At 34.2% G+C, this 18,037-nt stretch carries 14 protein-coding genes and 2 tRNA genes; 10 read left to right on the top strand and 6 right to left on the bottom strand.

Going from position 1 to position 18,037, the window contains the following annotated elements:
* Positions 1 to 10 precede the first annotated feature (10 nt).
* The 5 genes from V7719_RS04180 (at position 11) to V7719_RS04200 (ending at position 4,515) form a co-directional block, all read left to right on the top strand.
* Entirely contained in the window at positions 11 to 457 is a 447-nt protein-coding gene (locus tag V7719_RS04180) for a DUF4870 domain-containing protein (RefSeq protein ID WP_335728617.1), read from the top strand.
* A 79-nt stretch (positions 458 to 536) separates the two neighbouring features.
* A complete protein-coding gene (locus V7719_RS04185; protein ID WP_335728618.1) occupies positions 537 to 875 on the top strand; it encodes a PadR family transcriptional regulator in 339 nt (112 codons plus the stop codon).
* Positions 875 to 2,734 carry a PspC domain-containing protein gene (locus V7719_RS04190; RefSeq protein ID WP_335728619.1) on the top strand — a complete coding sequence of 620 codons (1,860 nt, stop codon included), beginning with the start codon at positions 875 to 877 and terminating at the stop codon, positions 2,732 to 2,734. The genes V7719_RS04185 and V7719_RS04190 overlap by 1 nt, the downstream gene beginning before the upstream one ends.
* A gap of 99 nt (positions 2,735 to 2,833) precedes the next feature.
* Positions 2,834 to 3,562, top strand: coding sequence for a head GIN domain-containing protein (locus V7719_RS04195; protein ID WP_335728620.1), 729 nt, complete (start codon positions 2,834 to 2,836; stop codon positions 3,560 to 3,562).
* Between the two features lie 119 nt (positions 3,563 to 3,681).
* On the top strand, positions 3,682 to 4,515 hold the full coding sequence (locus V7719_RS04200) for a GIN domain-containing protein (protein ID WP_335728621.1): 834 nt from the start codon (positions 3,682 to 3,684) through the stop codon (positions 4,513 to 4,515).
* An 80-nt stretch (positions 4,516 to 4,595) separates the two neighbouring features.
* On the opposite strand, the gene trxB is transcribed toward V7719_RS04200, so the two are convergent.
* Positions 4,596 to 5,573 carry a thioredoxin-disulfide reductase gene (gene trxB, locus V7719_RS04205; RefSeq protein WP_335728622.1) on the bottom strand — a complete coding sequence of 326 codons (978 nt, stop codon included), beginning with the start codon at positions 5,571 to 5,573 and terminating at the stop codon, positions 4,596 to 4,598.
* 201 nt (positions 5,574 to 5,774) lie between these two features.
* Here trxB and V7719_RS04210 point away from each other — a divergent pair, with 201 nt between their 5' ends.
* On the top strand, positions 5,775 to 6,251 hold the full coding sequence (locus tag V7719_RS04210; protein ID WP_335728623.1) for a hypothetical protein: 477 nt from the start codon (positions 5,775 to 5,777) through the stop codon (positions 6,249 to 6,251).
* A gap of 125 nt (positions 6,252 to 6,376) precedes the next feature.
* Here V7719_RS04210 and V7719_RS04215 read toward each other — a convergent pair.
* The 3 genes from V7719_RS04215 to V7719_RS04225 all read right to left on the bottom strand — a co-directional run bounded on the left by V7719_RS04215 (position 6,377) and on the right by V7719_RS04225 (position 8,700).
* A tRNA-Pro gene (locus V7719_RS04215) sits at positions 6,377 to 6,451 on the bottom strand.
* A 21-nt stretch (positions 6,452 to 6,472) separates the two neighbouring features.
* Positions 6,473 to 6,561 (bottom strand) — tRNA-Ser (locus tag V7719_RS04220).
* 93 nt (positions 6,562 to 6,654) lie between these two features.
* Entirely contained in the window at positions 6,655 to 8,700 is a 2,046-nt protein-coding gene (locus V7719_RS04225) for an HD family phosphohydrolase (protein ID WP_335728624.1), read from the bottom strand.
* Between the two features lie 165 nt (positions 8,701 to 8,865).
* Here V7719_RS04225 and V7719_RS04230 point away from each other — a divergent pair, with 165 nt between their 5' ends.
* Together V7719_RS04230 and V7719_RS04235 are read left to right on the top strand one after the other, a co-directional pair.
* Positions 8,866 to 10,044 carry an acetyl-CoA C-acyltransferase gene (locus tag V7719_RS04230; RefSeq protein WP_335728625.1) on the top strand — a complete coding sequence of 393 codons (1,179 nt, stop codon included), beginning with the start codon at positions 8,866 to 8,868 and terminating at the stop codon, positions 10,042 to 10,044.
* A 9-nt stretch (positions 10,045 to 10,053) separates the two neighbouring features.
* Positions 10,054 to 10,803, top strand: coding sequence for a C40 family peptidase (locus tag V7719_RS04235; RefSeq protein WP_335728626.1), 750 nt, complete (start codon positions 10,054 to 10,056; stop codon positions 10,801 to 10,803).
* Positions 10,804 to 10,856: 53 nt separating this feature from the next.
* Here V7719_RS04235 and V7719_RS04240 read toward each other — a convergent pair whose 3' ends face one another.
* Together V7719_RS04240 and gyrA are read right to left on the bottom strand one after the other, a co-directional pair.
* A complete protein-coding gene (locus V7719_RS04240) occupies positions 10,857 to 12,137 on the bottom strand; it encodes a tetratricopeptide repeat protein (RefSeq protein ID WP_335728627.1) in 1,281 nt (426 codons plus the stop codon).
* 27 nt (positions 12,138 to 12,164) lie between these two features.
* The gene (gyrA, locus tag V7719_RS04245; RefSeq protein ID WP_335728628.1) at positions 12,165 to 14,714 is read right to left on the bottom strand and encodes a DNA gyrase subunit A; all 2,550 of its coding nucleotides are present in this window, start codon (positions 14,712 to 14,714) and stop codon (positions 12,165 to 12,167) included.
* Between the two features lie 256 nt (positions 14,715 to 14,970).
* Here gyrA and V7719_RS04250 point away from each other — a divergent pair, with 256 nt between their 5' ends.
* Both V7719_RS04250 and V7719_RS04255 read left to right on the top strand, forming a co-directional pair.
* Complete coding sequence (locus V7719_RS04250) at positions 14,971 to 17,520, top strand: ATP-dependent Clp protease ATP-binding subunit (RefSeq protein WP_335728935.1); 2,550 nt, start codon at positions 14,971 to 14,973, stop codon at positions 17,518 to 17,520.
* An 84-nt stretch (positions 17,521 to 17,604) separates the two neighbouring features.
* Entirely contained in the window at positions 17,605 to 17,967 is a 363-nt protein-coding gene (locus V7719_RS04255; protein ID WP_335728629.1) for a hypothetical protein, read from the top strand.
* Positions 17,968 to 18,037: the final 70 nt, after the last annotated feature.

The following is an 18,037-nucleotide window of genomic DNA, read 5'->3' on the forward strand; positions in this document are numbered from 1 at the left end:
CTTTAATATCATGCTAGACAATCAACACAAAAACATCGCAACATTTATCCATTTATCAACCTTTAGTAGGTTTTTAATTCCGTTAGGAAATTACATTGGCCCCATAGTATTATGGATGGTCAACAAAGACAAATCAGAATTCATAAACGCTCATGGAAAGCAAGCCATCAATTTTCAGATTAGTATTTTACTATATACATTAATTATTGGTACGATATCGATACCGTTTTTCATCTTTAAAGTTTTTAACGGTTTAGATTTTATAGATTTTAATGGGTTTCATGATTTTCACATCGATATAGGTGAGCCTTCTCCTCTATTATATATTACAGGAGGATTAGGGATTTTAGCCATTATTGGATTTATTTTAGAACTCGTATTTATTGTAATCGCAAGTTTAAAAGCAAGAGATGGTGAGTTATATGAATATCCGTTAACCATCAAATTTTTAAAATAATATTTCATCAATCAATCATCAATCAATCAATCATCAATCAAAAAATGAACAGTTTATTAAAATTTAATCTCATAAGAATATGAAGATAGAAAACACAAAAGCACAAATGCGCAAAGGTGTATTAGAATACTGCATATTGTCGGTTTTAAAAGATGACGATGCCTATGTAGCAGAAATCTTAGGCACACTTAAAGACGCAAGACTGCTTGTGGTTGAAGGGACAATTTACCCACTTCTCACAAGACTTAAAAATGCTGGATTACTCAATTATCGTTGGGAAGAATCCACATCTGGACCACCAAGAAAATATTACGGTCTTACAGAAACAGGTCAGTTATTTTTAAAAGAATTAACCATTACCTGGAACGAATTACAAAACGCAGTTAACATAGTAACCAGAGAAAAAACAACAAAATAATGAATAAAACAGTCAACATAAATTTAGCAGGTACATTCTTCCACATAGATGAAGATGCATACTTAAAATTACAGCGCTATCTTGAGGCTATAAGACGTTCATTTACAGACTCTCAAGGTCGATCAGAAATCATCACAGATATTGAAGCACGTATTTCCGAATTATTTAGTGAGCGTGTACAAAATGAAAGACAAGTTATAGGTCATAAAGAGGTAGACGAAGTGATAACAATTATGGGGCAACCTGAAGATTATCTTGTAGATGACGAAATCTTTGAAGATGAACCTAAACGAACGTATTCACAAAAAAGTTCTTCACCATCTAAAAAACTATACAGAGATACAGACAACTCTTATGTTGGAGGTGTGTCATCTGGATTAGGTCACTATTTTGGTATCGATGCGCTTTGGATTCGTTTAATATGGGTGTTACTCATCTTTGGAGCGGGAACAGGTGTATTACTTTATATCTTACTTTGGATTTTCGTTCCGGAAGCGACAACAACTACGGAAAAGCTAATGATGAAAGGGCAACCGGTCAATATTAGCAACATCGAAAAAAAAATTAAAGGCGGATTTGATAGTGTTACCAGCGCTGTTCAAAATGTAGATCTAAAAAAGCATGGCGATAAAATAAAGGAAGGGTTTGAAAACGTTTCAGATTCTATTTCCGAAGGCGTTAAAAAGGCCGATTTACCTCGCCAAGGTGAACGTATTAAATCAAGCTCAGCCACATTTTTTGAAACCATTGGTGATATTATCATGTTCTTCTTAAAAATGTTTGCGAAGTTCTTTGGCATAATACTAATGATTGTAGGTTCAGTTACTATTATTTCATTAATAGTGAGCTTATTCAGCCTTAATATTTTAGAAACTGTTCATATTCCTGGAACTAATTTCTTTGATATTGCAGATGCAACAAATGTACCTGTTTGGGTCATGTCATTGTTAGTGTTCTTCTTTATTGGAATCATAGCTTTCTTTATCTTTTACTTAGGTCTAAAAATATTAATCAACAATTTAAAATCAATAGGTAGTATAGCTAAATACACTTTATTAGGACTTTGGTTTGTGTCATTTGTATCATTAATCATCTTATCGGCAAAATTTGGATTGAGTTTTAAAGAAGAAGGATCTTTTATCAAAACTGAAACCTTAGCATCTGTAAAGGCAAATGATACATTAACACTTAGAATGAATAACAATGATTTATTTACAAATCATAGCTATTACAGAAACTATGGCTTTGATACAGCTTATGACGAAAACGACAAAAAAGTATTATTTTCTAGAGGTGTGCGATTAATTATAAAATCGACTAAAGATAGTATTGCAAAAATTAGACTTGAGCAAAGCGCAAGAGGTGCAGACTTTTTGGATGCAAAGAATAGAGCCGAAAGAATAAGCTACAAGTACAACTTAGCAAATAATGAATTGTCATTGGACAGCTATTTTACAATTGGATTAAATGAAGCGCGAAAAGGTCAAGAGGTCACAGTAACACTTTATTTACCTGAAGGCTCAATACTTTATGCAGATAGTAACACTTACAATTATCATTACAATAACTATCATTACAATGATATTTTAGAGCAAAAAATGGAAGAACATTATCTAAAAATAATTAGTAATGGTGTTGAGTGTTTAGACTGCTCTGAAGATGAAGAGTTCAAAACTAAAGTCGATATTGATGAGGATGACGCTGGACTTAGAATTGATGAAGATGGCATTCAAGCCATATCTAAAAATGCTAGCCTAAAGATAGATAGTAGTGGACTTAAAGCTACAATCGATGATGTAAAAGTCAAAATCGATGATGAAGACGGCATAAAAATCACAACAGAAAGCGATAACAATTAACAACTCAACCCAATCAATCAACGGTTCAGATATTTAAAATTCAACTAACCAACCATATTTTAAATATTTGAGCTTTAATCAATCAAAAAACAATTAATCATGACAACATTAGTAAAATTCACAGTCGCAGTAATATTAAGTTTAATGCTTATGTCCTGTAACTTCGATATGAATTTCGGTACAGGAGTAAAAGGTAACGGAAACGTATCAACGGTAGAACGAAATGTTCAAGGCGATTTTAATCAAATTGAAGTGAGTAGAGGTTTAGACGTCTACCTTACTCAAAGTGACTCTCCAATGCTTAAAGTACAGGCAGATGAAAACTTACACGATATTATCATTACCGAAATAGAAAACGGTATACTAAGAATCTATGCAGAAGAAAACATTAGCTACGCTCAAGCTCAAAAAGTAATGGTCAATGTTAAAGACCTAAATTATATTATTTCTGAAAGCGGAAGTGACCTCTATAGTACGAATACAATTATAGCAGATAACCTTAAGCTAGTGACCACAAGTGGAGCAGATATGGATATCAATATCGAAGTAAATGATGTCACTTGTATTTCAAAAAGCGGAAGCGATTTAAAGGTTTCTGGGACAACCAACAACCTGACAGCAGAAGCATCGAGCGGAAGTGATCTTAAAGCAGGTAAATTAAAAGCTCAAAACTGTGTAGCAGAAGCCTCTAGTGGCGCAGACATTACAGTATATAGCGAAGTGAAATTACGAGCAAATGCTAATAGCGGTGGAGATATTAAATACTATGGAAATCCTAAAACCGTCAAAAAAAGTGATGGTGTTTCAGGAGATATCCGTAAAATGTAACACTTTAAAAGCCAACCAAAACAACCAATTAATCAATCATTTATTTAAACCATTTCAAATTCAAAACGAGTTTGGGATGGTTTTTGTTTTATATTTGCTCTAATACTTAATTTATTATAATGAAGAACCTTGCAGTAGTTCTATTACTTGTTTTTGGTCTAAGTACTACAATTAATGCTCAAGACCTTGAGAAAATTAAAGGTGATAGAAACTTAACCATAGAACAAACCTATGTTGATGGTTTTAAGAAAATTGTGGTTGGTGGAGATTTTAATGTTGAGCTTTTTTATAACAAAAAGCCTTCTGTAGAAATTGAAACCGACAGTAACCTACATGAATATATTAACATCAGTGTAGTTGATAGTGTTCTTACCATCACTGCATCGCGTGAGTTACGTTCTAAAAAGCTTAGTGTAAAAGTCAATTATGGCGATGCCTTTTCAGACATTGAAGTCAATGGCAATGCAGAAGTAAGATCATTAACGTCCTTAGAACTCAATAATGCTTCACTAAGAACGAGTGGTTCTGCAAGAGCTTATCTGAATATTAAAGCTAACGATTTTACCTTCGTGAGTACTGAAAAAACAAAGGTAAAACTCAATATTACTGCTACTAATGTTTCCGTAGAAATTAGTGACAACACCAAAATGGATGCACTAATAAATGCTACTGAAGTAAAGATGGATTTATATCAACGTGCAAGTGCAAATATTGAAGGAGTGATACAAAATCTAAACCTTAGAACTGATAATAACGCGCAATTCATCGGAAAGAACTTTACAACAAATACCTGTAATGTTCTTGCTGAAATGGCCAGCGACGTATATATCGAAGTTGTTGAAGCTATTACTATTGACGCTTCAGGATCTAGTGAGATTTATCTCTACGGAACACCTAAGATTACAATCACTAAATTTATTGAAACTGTAAAACTTCAGATGAAAGAGAAATAAAATTTCGCCTTTGGAAAGACCATAAAAAAAACCCGAAGCTTTATAGGCTTCGGGTTTTTTATTTCTATGTGTTTCTATGTTTAGTACACAGGAGTAGACACTTCAAAGTCAGACTCCTTTGCCGCTAAATAACGTTCAGCATCCAAAGCTGCCATACAACCTGTACCAGCAGCTGTAACCGCTTGACGATATACATGGTCTGCAGCATCACCAGATACAAATACGCCTTCAATATTCGTTTTTGTTGTACCAGGAACATTAATAATGTATCCTGTTTCATCTAGATCTAAGAACCCTTTAAAGATATCTGTATTAGGTTTATGACCAATAGCTACGAAAAATCCTGTAGCAGGAATTTCAAACTTCTCTTTAGTTTTATTGTTATAAGCTCTAACTCCAGTAACCACTTGACCATCACCCAAAACCTCATCGGTTTCGGTATTGTAAAGAATCTCTATGTTTGGTGTATTAATCACACGACTCGCCATAATTTTTGACGCTCTAAACTCATCTCTACGTACAAGCATAGTAACTTTAGTACAGAGTTTTGATAAATAGTGTGCTTCTTCAGCAGCGCTATCCCCTGCTCCAACAAGCACGACTTCTTGATTTCTGTAAAAGAATCCATCACAAACAGCACAAGCCGAAACGCCTCCACCAAGGTTTAAATATTTTTGCTCAGATTCTAATCCTAAATATTTAGCAGATGCTCCAGTAGATATAATAACTGTTTGGCAATGAATTTCCTTAGTTTCATTAACCCAAACCTTGTGAATATCACCAGAAAAATCAACTTTAGTAATCCATCCATCGCGAACATCTGTTCCAAAGCGTGCTGCTTGGTTTTGTAATTCTATCATCATTTCAGGACCAGTAATCCCATCAGGATATCCAGGGAAATTTTCTACATCATTTGTTGTTGTTAATTGACCTCCAGGCTGTGTACCTTGATAAAGAACAGGTGCCATATTAGCTCTTGCTGCATATATTGCTGCAGTATATCCCGCAGGTCCTGAACCTATGATTAGGCACTTTACTTTTTCTATTGTATCAGACATATTTTTGTTTCAATTTATTATAGACAAAAGTAGGATTTTTGATTAAAAACTTACATCAAAGTTATTAACAGTTAGAATAGTCATATTCGATTTTTCAATACCAAATATCGTTAGCATCTATTAATGAATACATATGATATTAGCTATACTTCTCATTTTTTCGTAAATTTAATGTAATTCACTCCTTAAAATCATATCATTATGAAAGTTGCAATCTCATCACTCTTAATTATGCTGTTGATTTTTTCCTGTAAACCAAATACTGAAAATGAAGTTAAAGATACACAAATAGAGGTTTCTGATGTTTCAACTTCTAATCCGATAGAAGGTGTTTGGGAACTCGTAGGCTACTACAACTATTTGGACAATAAAGTTATAGACTCCTTTAGAACTAGTAAAGGCTATAGGCAAGTAAAAATATATACATCTACAAAAGTCATGTGGAGTAAATACGTGCCTTCAGATTCTACGGAATGGTTTGGTTACGGGAAATATACCGTTAACGGTTCAGAGCTTACTGAAATCCTTGAATATGGTTCGGAAATGATGAGCAAAATCATTGAAGAGAAAAAAGAGTTTAAACACGAACTTGTCATTAATGGTGATTCTTTTAGTCAAATAGAAGTTGATGAAGATGGCAATAGGATTTATGCCGAAAATTATAAGCGTATAGAATAAAAAAGCCAAGCAAAATATTCTGCCTTTATGGTTAGGATGTCAGGATTAACTCCGTTCTTCCTGAAGTTTTCTTGTTTCATATAAAAGCAAAAAAAAAGCTGAACATAATGTTCAGCTTTTTTTAGTCGGGGTGGCAGGATTCGAACCTGCGGCCTCCACGTCCCAAACGTGGCGCGATAACCGGGCTACGCTACACCCCGAATAGGTTATCAAAAAAAAAGCGGAGAGACAGGGATTCGAACCCTGGGTACCTATTTCTAAGTACGACGATTTAGCAAACCGTTCCTTTCGGCCACTCAGGCACCTCTCCAATTGTGTATGAACTTAGCAATAAATTGCGGATGCAAATGTAACTTATCATTACAAAGAACGCAACTATTTTTTTAAGTTTTTTATCAAAAATTTATTCTGGGTATTCAATCCGCAGATGGAATATGTTTGCCAACTTGGTTTTCAATACTTTCTTTATGGATTGAATCTCTTTAAAGGTGATATTTGCATTTAAAAATTGACCGTCTTCCATTTGTTTGTTGATAATACTTTCAACAAACTTGTCAATTTTAGTCGATGTAGGCTCTTTTAAACTCTTTGAAGCTGCTTCTACACTATCGCACATCATCAATATTGCAGTCTCCTTACTAAATGGTTGCGGTCCTGGGTATCTAAAATCAGCTTCGTTAGTATTTTCGTCCAGTTCTTTTTCTTTCCTATAAAAGTAGTACACCATGCTTGTGCCGTGATGGGTTCTAATAAAATCTATAACGCGATCTGGCAAATTATTTTTCTTAGCTATTTCTATACCATCCAAAACATGATCAATAATAATATGAGTGCTTTCTCGTGAAGATAATTCATCATGGGGATTTATTCCTGTTGCTTGATTTTCGGTAAAATACGTTGGGTTTTTCATTTTACCAATATCATGATATAATGCACCTACTCTAATCAACATGGCATTGGCTCCTATTTCGTTTGCAGATGCTTCAGCCAAATTCGCAACGTTTAAAGAATGATGAAAGGTTCCTGGAGCTTTATTTGATAACTCCTTTAAAAGCTTTGTATTGGTGTCTGAAAGCTCTAATAGCGACACATCAGATACTAATCCGAAAAGTTTTTCATAGATGTAGATTAGTGGCTGTACAAATAAAGTAGCTAATCCACAAAGTACAAATAAACCAAAAGTAGACGGATCTAGAGTAGAGATATTCCCTTCTTGAATCACAAAAAACGCAAAGTAAGCAATGATATAAATTAAGGTGATTTGACCAACAGATATAAAAAGATTTGCACGTTTATAAAGTTCGGAAACCGTTAAAATGGTTACGATACCAGCAATAATTTGAAGAAACATGTATTCGTAATTATTCGGCACTATAAACCCTAATAAAAGCACAGTCAGTACATGAGCAAATAATCCCAATCGTGCATCAAAAAAGGCCTTCAATACCAATGGAAGAATACATAATGGCACGACATAAACATATTGCGAGTTATAATTAATGACCAATGTTGTCAATAAAATCATCACTAAAATATTGAAGAAAATAAAGGTCACTTTAGTATTATCTAAAAAAACATCCATTCTATATTTCCGCAGAAATAATAAAAGCATCAATAGAGCTAAAGCCACCAATAATGCATAGGCGAAAAGGACAAGATTATAGTTAGATTCGTTCCAAACTTGGGATTCATATTCAGCTTCCAGAGAGTTTAAAACATCATATTTGTTACCTTCAACAATTTCACCTTTAGAAATGATAAGCGTTCCTTTTTCTATACTTCCTCTAACACTGGATATGCCTTCTAACTTTTCGTCGAGTGCATTTTGTGTAAACGAGGAATTGAGTTTTAAGTTAGGTTTTATAATATTAAAAAAGATGGATACAAATGTGGCATCAAAATTTGAAAACCCGTTGTCGGCAAGTTTACCTTCAATAATACTTCTAAACCCATCTAACTTTGTGAGCTTAGAGAATTGCGTTTCTGCATATTGGGTATTATCACTAAATAATATAACATTTTTATCAGCTGTATAGTCATAATCTTCGTCTAAAACACCAAACGCATAAATGTCATTGATTGCAGATTCTCCAACTCTAAAAAGTCCTGGATTTACCCTTATAGTACTGTCTGTAAATGACGTTTTAAATTTTTCAGCATAATCATTCAGAACGATAGATTTAACTGGAATATCAATATCAATATATACAGCACTTTTTTCAGAAGCTTCGGTTTGCTCTTGTTTAATTTCTTCGAAAGATTTCTTGATAGCAAAATCAAAAGGCGCATATATAGTCTCTGATTGCCATGGCTTACCTTTATCAAAATCGTATCTAAATTTCCCGCTCTTCGGAAATAAATAAACAATCAAAAATGTCGTACTCAAAAATAAAAGCACTTTATACAAAAGTGCGTGATTTCGGTACCATTTATTTATTAAATCATTCATTTTAAAAACTATTTCGACTCATTTCTCCTACAATATTTCTAGATAAAATGTCTGCTTATGCTTTCAAAAGTAAGAAAATATAATAGAACTCATGTTATTGCTTCTAAGCCAAAATTTAATTAAAAAATGATTAATTTTGCAGCAAGAAAATAATATACATTCAAAATGAGTAGAGAAGTCGTAATAGTATCAACCGCAAGAACTCCTATAGGAAGTTTTTTGGGTGCTTTATCAACAATTCCTGCACCAAAACTTGGAGCTATAGCAATTAAAGGTGCTTTAGATAAAATTAATCTGAAGCCTGAAATGGTAGAAGAGGTATTAATGGGAAATGTTGTGCAAGCTGGAACTGGTCAAGCTCCTGCTAGACAGGCTGCGATTTATGCTGGCATTCCAGATACGGTTCCATGTACGACGATTAATAAAGTTTGTGCTTCAGGAATGAAAACGGTTATGCAAGCTGCTCAATCCATCGCACTTGGTGATACTGATATTGTTGTCGCTGGTGGAATGGAAAACATGAGTATGATTCCGCATTATCTTTATGCAAGGTCTGCTACCAAATTTGGGCCAGCAACTTTAATTGATGGTATGCAAAAAGACGGACTGGTAGATGCATACGATCAAAATGCAATGGGCGTTTGTGCAGATGCTTGTGCTACTGAATATGAATTCTCTAGAGAAGACCAAGATGCTTATGCAGTTCAATCTTACGAACGTTCGGCTGCTGCTTGGGAATCTGGAAAGTATGACGATGAAGTCGTTCCTGTAGAAGTACCTCAACGCCGTGGAGAACCTATAATAGTATCTAAAGATGAAGAATTCACTAATGTAAGAATGGAAAAAATTCCTGCATTAAGACCTGCTTTCACAAAAGATGGTACTGTTACTGCTGCTAATGCTTCTACGATTAATGATGGCGCTGGTGCCATGGTTTTAATGAGTAGAGAAAAAGCAGAAGCTTTAGGACTGAAACCATTGGCAACCATAAAAAGTTATGCCGATGCGGCTCAAGAGCCAAAATGGTTCACAACTGCTCCTTCAAAAGCATTACCTAAAGCTATTGATAAAGCTGGAATTTCTTTGGATGACGTAGATTATTTCGAATTTAACGAAGCGTTTGCTGTTGTTGGTTTAGCCAATATGAAAATCTTAGGTTTAAATGACATTAATGTCAATGTGAATGGTGGTGCGGTTTCATTAGGACATCCATTAGGTTGTTCTGGTGTTAGAATCATCATTACTTTATTGAGTGTACTACAACAAAATAATGCTAAAATTGGAGCTGCTGCTATTTGTAATGGTGGCGGTGGAGCTTCAGCAATAGTCATTGAACGTAATTAATATAGCTTAATGCAATACGGAATTTGTAATCTGAGCATCGTTCCTCTTAGAATAGAACCTAATGACACAAGTGAATTAGTTTCACAAGTCCTCTATGGTGAAATTTTTAAGGTGTTAGAACAGCGCAAGTCTTGGAGCAGAATTCGGTTAGCTTTTGATAAGTATGAAGCTTGGTTAGATAATAAACAATATCTAGAAATTTCAGAAGATATCTATAAAGACATCAAGCAACAAGATCATATCCTTTCAACAGATTTGATAGAATATATTCAAGATAAAAACGATCAACTCTATACCATTTCGATTGGTTCATCTTTAAATGGATTGAATCTATTAAACCATACATTTGATGGTCATTCAATTGCTTCAAAGCAGGAAAAATCAAATCTCATAAAAACCGCGTTTGCCTATCTGAATGCACCATATCTTTGGGGCGGAAAAACGCCTTTTGGCATAGACTGTTCAGGGTTTACACAAATGGTTTACAAATTAAATGGTTACCACATTTTGAGAGACGCATCGCAACAGGCTACGCAAGGACAAGCTTTGAGTTTTATTGAAGAAAGCGAACCAGGTGATTTGGCCTTTTTTGATAATCAAGAAGGCGCAATCACGCATGTTGGCCTTATCATGGAAGATAATTATATTATTCATGCACATGGAAAAGTGAGAATAGACCGATTAGACCACTCTGGAATCTATAATGTTGACACAGGAATCCATACACACAAATTAAGAGTCATTAAAAAAATCATATAAAAAAAGCGATTAGAATTAACTAATCGCTTTTTTTATGGTTTGAATACTTCAGCTTAGTTTTCACCAGCTTGCAATTCTTCTAATTTAGCTTTCATTGCCTTAAACTTATCCGTTTGCGATGTCGCACTATAGATATTCATAAGTGTTTGTGCAGCATTGATACTATTAGGCTTAAGTTTCAGAGCCGTTTCAAGAAAAGGTATAGCCGTTTCATAAATATTTGTACGCTTTGCCCTTAACTCATCATATCGCTTGTTATCAGCACTAGATGTACCCAGAGAATTCATTTCCTCAACGATATCACTTTCAGTACCTAGGATTAAAACTGCCATATTATTATAAGCATCTGCATAAGAGGGGTCTAAAGCAATTGCTTTTTCATAATAGCTACGAGCGGCTTCAGTTTCACCGCCTTCTGCAGCAATAACACCTAAGTTATATTGTAATTCTGCATTGTCTGGATCTTTAGTTGTTGCTTCTTCCATTAATTCTTTAAAACGAGCTTGGTTACCCATTTTAAGTTGAACATTCGCTTCAGAAATTAAAAGTCCTAAATCATCTGGATTTTGATCTCTTGCCACTTTCATAGCATCTAATGCTTTTTCATTATCGCCATTTGAAAGGTGGATTAACGCAATATTTTTAACGATTTCTGCATACTTAGAGGCTGTCTTTTTGTCTTTAGGCACAATGTACTCTCCAGAGGTAACAGCTGCATCACGTAACAAATTGCTATCAAAAAGTTCTTCTTGTCCTGTAGCTTTATTCATAGCATAGTACTGATAACCTTCTCCATTATAACCTAAATCTCTTAAATTTTCATAATGTTTCAAAGAGACTACATAGTCTTGAGCTGTCACTGCTGTTGAAGCGGCATAATACAAATAAAGCGTATCGCTAGGAGACATTTTATAGGCCTGTTCAAAATTAGCCGAAGACTTCATATATTCCTTATTTTGAAGATCCGTTTGAGCCTTTGTTAAAATACTACTTAACATATCAGATTTTATTTTATTGATATCTTCGGTGTACTTCAATTTACCAGCGCTAGCTTCGATTGATTTAGCTTTGTCAAAACTTTCTATTGCTTTTCCAACATCTTCATTTGAAACTGAGCCAGTAGCGTAAAATGCTTTACCTTTTAGAAAATAAAACTTAGCTTTCATTTTATCATCTGCAGCACCAATTAAGGATTCAGCAGATTGGATAGCTGATTTAGCATCAGCGTAATTACCAGATTTAATTGCTTTTTCAGCAGTTTTTAGTTCATTTTTCTGTGCAAAAGAAAGTGTACCTACTAAAAGTGCCAAAGCAACTACGATTAGTTTTTTCATTATTAGTTATTTTAAGTGTTAATATATTTATTCTTCTTCGTTAGAATCAAGAGTTGTGCCATCTTCATTAACGTCTTGAATGTCAGCGTTCTCAGAATCAACTTCTTCCTCTTCATCTTCTTTCATGACCTTAGCAACTGCTGCAATAGAATCACTACCTTTCAAATTAATGAGTTTTACACCTTGAGTTGCTCTACCCATAACACGTAAATCTGCAACTTGCATACGAATGGCAATACCTGATCTATTAATAATCATTAAATCATCTTCATCAGTAACCGTTTTGATAGCAACTAAGTGGCCTGTCTTCTCGGTAACAGAAATTGTCTTCACTCCTTTTCCGCCACGATTGGTAATTCTATAAATAGCTTCTCCATCTTCTGGATCATCAATATAGCTTCGTTTTCCGTAGCCATTTTCAGAAACCACTAAAACAGATTCTTCTTGAGGATTCTCAATAGCAATCATACCGATAACTTCATCTTTTTCACTAGCGAGTCGTATACCTCTCACACCTGAAGCATTTCTACCCATAGGTCTGGTTTTCTGCTCTTCAAATCGAATCGCTTTACCAGATTTTAATGCTAGCATCACTTGACTATTCCCTGTCGTTAGTTTTGCTTCTAGTAACTCATCATCTTCTTTAATCGTAATGGCATTGATACCATTGGTACGAGGTCTCGAATATTGTTCTAAAGATGTTTTCTTTACTTGACCTTTTTTGGTAGCCATAATCACATAGTGACTATTGATATATTCTTCGTCTTTTAAATCTTGAGTACAGATAAAAGCCATGACTTTATCGTCTTGCTCAATATTTATAAGGTTCTGAATCGCTCTACCTTTTGAAGTCTTGCTTCCTTCTGGAATTTCATAAACACGCATCCAGAAACATTTTCCTTTTTGAGTGAAGAATAGCATGTATTGGTGGTTAGTCCCAACAAATAAATGTTCTAAGAAATCTTCATTACGAGTTGTTGATGCTTTTTGACCAACACCTCCTCTATTTTGTGTTTTGTATTCGGTAAGTGATGTTCTTTTGATGTAACCAGCGTGCGAAATAGTAATAACCACTTGCTCATCAGGAATCATATCTTCGATACTTAAATCACCTCCAGCATATTCAATTACCGAACGACGTTCATCACCATATTTTTCTTTAATGACTTGAAGTTCTTCTTTAATGATTTCATAACGACGATCTTGCTTGTCAAGAATATCTTTTAAATCCTCGATCGTTTTCATTAACTCATTATACTCTGTACGTAATTTATCTTGTTCTAAACCTGTAAGTTGACGTAATCGCATTTCTACGATTGCTTTTGCCTGTATTTCTGAAAGTTTAAAACGCTCAATTAACTTAGCTCTTGCTTCATCAGCATTAGAAGATGACCGAATAAGTGCAATCACTTCATCAATATTATCTGAAGCTATAATTAAACCTTCTAAGATATGTGCACGTTCTTCTGCTTTACGCAATTCGTACTTTGTACGTCTTACAATAACTTCATGTCTATGCTCTACGAAGTAATGAATCATTTCTTTAAGATTCAATAACTGCGGACGCCCTTTAACTAAGGCTATATTATTAACACTAAAAGAGGATTGTAATGCTGTATACTTATACAACATATTTAATACGATATTAGGAATAGCATCACGTTTTAAAACGTAAACAATACGCATACCATTTCTATCAGATTCATCTCTAATGAGAGATATTCCATCTATTTTTTTATCGTTAACTAAATCGGCAGTTTTTTTAATCATATCTGCCTTATTAACTTGATATGGGATTTCGGTAACAATAATAGATTCTCTTCCTTGAACTTCTTCTATTCTCGCTTTACCTCTTATGACAATTCGTCCACGACCAGTTTTAAAAGCCTCTCGAACCCCATCATATCCATAAATAGTACCTCCAGTTGGAAAATCAGGAGCCTTAACATGTTGAATTAATTCATCTATTTCTATATCGTTGTTCTCAATATATGCTATAGTACCATCAATAACTTCAGACAAATTATGAGGAGGCATATTAGTTGCCATACCTACTGCAATACCTGAAGCACCATTAACTAAAAGCCCAGGAACTCTCGTTGGAAGTACAGTTGGTTCTTGAAGTGTATCATCAAAATTTAATTTATGATCTACGGTTTCTTTATCGATATCAGCAAGCATCTCTTCAGATATCTTCTTCATTCTAGCTTCAGTATAACGCATTGCTGCAGGACTGTCACCATCAATAGAACCAAAGTTTCCTTGACCATCAACGAGCATATAACGCAAACTCCATTCTTGAGCCATACGAACCATAGCATCATAAACGGATGTATCACCATGCGGATGGTACTTTCCTAAAACTTCACCGACAATTCTTGCCGATTTTTTATGAGCAGTATTTGATCGAACTCCAAGTTCATGCATACCATAAAGCACACGTCTGTGTACAGGTTTTAAACCATCTCTTACATCTGGTAATGCACGTGACACAATGACCGACATTGAATAATCAATGTAGGCTGATTTCATTTCATCTTCAATGTTAATAGGGATCAATTTCTCTCCTTCTTCCATATATTATTAAATTAGATTTTTTGTAGGTTCTAGAATCGTGCTAAGATAACGATTTCCATAGTGTTTAAGCGTTATATCTGCTCGAAAATAAAATTTTTTATTAACAAAATTTAGTCGAGTTTTTAATAAGTATGTTGTTAAATACTTTGAATTTGTAAAGTTTTTTCACTCTATTAGTAGCAGACCATTATTTAAGGTATAATTTTTGCCTTTTTATAGGTAGATTTTATTATTTTTAATGCAGAAAGAGATTACTATGGATGATAATTTTTCCCCAAGAGTTAAAGATGTAATTGCATACAGCAAGGAAGAAGCTTTGCGTTTAGGTCACGATTTTATAGGTACCGAACATTTAATGTTAGGCTTACTTCGTGACGGTAATGGAAAAGCTATAGATATATTGAATGCGTTGGACATCGACCTCAATCACTTGAGACGCAAGGTCGAGATTTTGAGTCCGGCAAATCCAAATATTACTGTTTCCTCAAACGAAAAGAAGAACCTACATCTTACTAGACAAGCTGAACGTGCTCTAAAAACGACCTTTTTAGAAGCTAAACTATTTCAAAGCACGTCAATAAACACAGCACATTTACTATTGTGCATTTTAAGAAATGAAAATGATCCTACCACAAAACTTTTAAATAAGTTGAAGGTGGATTATGATAACGTAAAAGAACAATTCAAATTTATGATAACAAATGATGATGAATTCATAGACATTCCTAAATCTGAGTCTTTTTCAGATGACGAACCTAATGAAGAAGAAAACGAAAAAGAAAACCCTTTTGGACAATCTACAGCTAAATCAACGAAAAAATCTAAAACACCCGTTTTGGATAACTTCGGAAGAGATCTTACTGTAATGGCCGAAGAAGGAAAACTCGATCCTGTTGTTGGAAGAGAAAAAGAAATTCAACGCGTATCTCAAATTTTGAGTCGACGTAAAAAGAATAATCCTTTATTGATAGGTGAACCAGGTGTTGGTAAATCGGCAATAGCCGAAGGTTTAGCACTTAGAATCGTTAAACGAAAAGTGTCAAGAATACTTTTCAATAAACGTGTAGTGACCTTAGATTTGGCTAGCCTAGTTGCTGGGACCAAATATCGAGGACAATTTGAAGAGCGAATGAAAGCGGTTATGAACGAATTAGAAAAGAACGATGATATTATCCTCTTTATTGATGAAATTCATACTATAGTTGGCGCTGGAGGTGCTACGGGAAGTCTAGATGCTTCAAATATGTTTAAACCTGCTCTCGCAAGAGGCGAGATTCAATGTATTGGAGCTACTACATTGGATGAATACAGACAATATATTGAAAAGGATGGTGCTTTAGAGCGTCGTTTTCAAAAGGTTATTGTTGAACCAACAACTGTTGAGGAAACTATTGAGATTCTTAACAATATCAAAGGTAAATACGAAGAACATCATAATGTTGATTATACACCAGAAGCTATTCTAGCTTGCGTCAAGTTAACAAATAGGTATATGACCGAGCGTTTCTTGCCAGACAAAGCTATCGATGCTTTAGATGAAGCTGGATCTCGTGTTCATATTACTAATATTGATGTTCCAAAACAAATACTTGAGCTCGAAAACAAACTCGAAGAAGTTAAGGAAACAAAAAATAAGGTAGTAAAAAAACAGAAATATGAGGAAGCTGCTAAACTTAGAGATGACGAAAAACGTCTTGAAAAAGAATTAGCTATTGCTCAAGAAAAATGGGAAGAAGACACCAAACAACATAGAGAAGTTGTTACCGAAGACAATGTGGCAGATGTGGTCTCTATGATGACTGGAATTCCTGTTAATAGAATTGCACAAACTGAAAGCAACAAACTGGTTCAACTACCTGAACTTATTAAAGGTAAAGTAATTGGCCAAGATGAAGCCGTTGCTAAGGTAGTAAAAGCCATTCAGCGTAATCGTGCTGGACTTAAAGATCCTAACAAACCCATTGGCTCATTTATCTTTTTAGGTCAAACAGGAGTTGGGAAAACGCAATTAGCTAAAGTTCTCGCTCGTGAACTTTTTGACAGTGAAGATGCACTGATAAGAATTGATATGAGTGAATACATGGAGAAATTTGCTATTTCTAGATTAGTTGGAGCGCCTCCAGGATACGTTGGTTATGAAGAAGGTGGTCAATTAACTGAAAAAGTTCGTCGTAAACCTTACGCTGTAATTCTTTTAGATGAAATTGAAAAAGCCCATCCAGATGTCTTTAATATGCTTTTACAAGTGCTTGATGATGGTTACTTAACAGATAGTTTAGGACGTAAAATTGATTTTAGAAATACGATTATTATCATGACCTCTAATATTGGAGCAAGAAGACTTAAAGATTTTGGTCAAGGTGTTGGATTTGGTACTTCTGCAAAAACTGCTCAAGCTGCTGACAACTCAAAAAGTATTATTGAAAATGCACTTAAAAAAGCATTTGCTCCAGAGTTTTTAAACAGAATTGATGACGTCATGGTCTTTAATGTATTAGAAAGAGAACATATTAATAAAATTATTGATATCGAATTAGCTCAGCTAATTGAAAGAATAAAAGATTTAGGCTATAAACTTAAGCTAAGCAAAAAAGCTAAAGATTATATTGCTGAAAAAGGCTTTGACAAGGAATATGGAGCAAGACCATTAAAGAGAGCCATTCAAAAGTACGTTGAAGATGCACTTGCGGAAGAAATTATTAATTCTCAGTTGCACGAAGGTGACACTATAATTATGGATTTAGACACCAAATTAGACGAACTGACTATTAAAATTGAAAAGTCTGAAACACAGAAAGAATCCTAGTATTTAAATACATTCATTAAAAAGCCTCTTTAAATAAAGAGGCTTTTTTTTGTTTCAAATTTATAGAATGATTAACTTTAAAATATGACAGATAAAATAACTCTTGATTTTTGCGAAATTCACATATATGAAAACTATATGGTGGTGACTGTAAATACTGGCGTTAATATTACACCTGTACACAATGAAGTATTAACACGTGTCGCTGATACCTATTTCAAGAACAAACCATTTGTTTATATTACTCACAGAATCAATTCCTATTCTGTGGATCCTACGGTATATAAGGAAACCTCAAAAATTAGCAACCTCGTTGGATTTTGTGTCGTTTCTAAAAATTACATGGCTAAGAGTGCTGCACAAATAGAAAAGTTATTTCTTAGTAAACCTTTCGAAATTTTTGACACCTTAACAGATGCGATTGCTTGGGCAAAAACTTTTCAGTAGATTCTATTCTATTTATTTATTCCATTAATTAACAAATAGCCTTACAAGAAAATATGACTTTAAATTATAA

Origin of the sequence: Psychroserpens sp. (assembly GCF_036960315.1) — a bacterium.
GTDB lineage: Bacteria > Bacteroidota > Bacteroidia > Flavobacteriales > Flavobacteriaceae > Psychroserpens.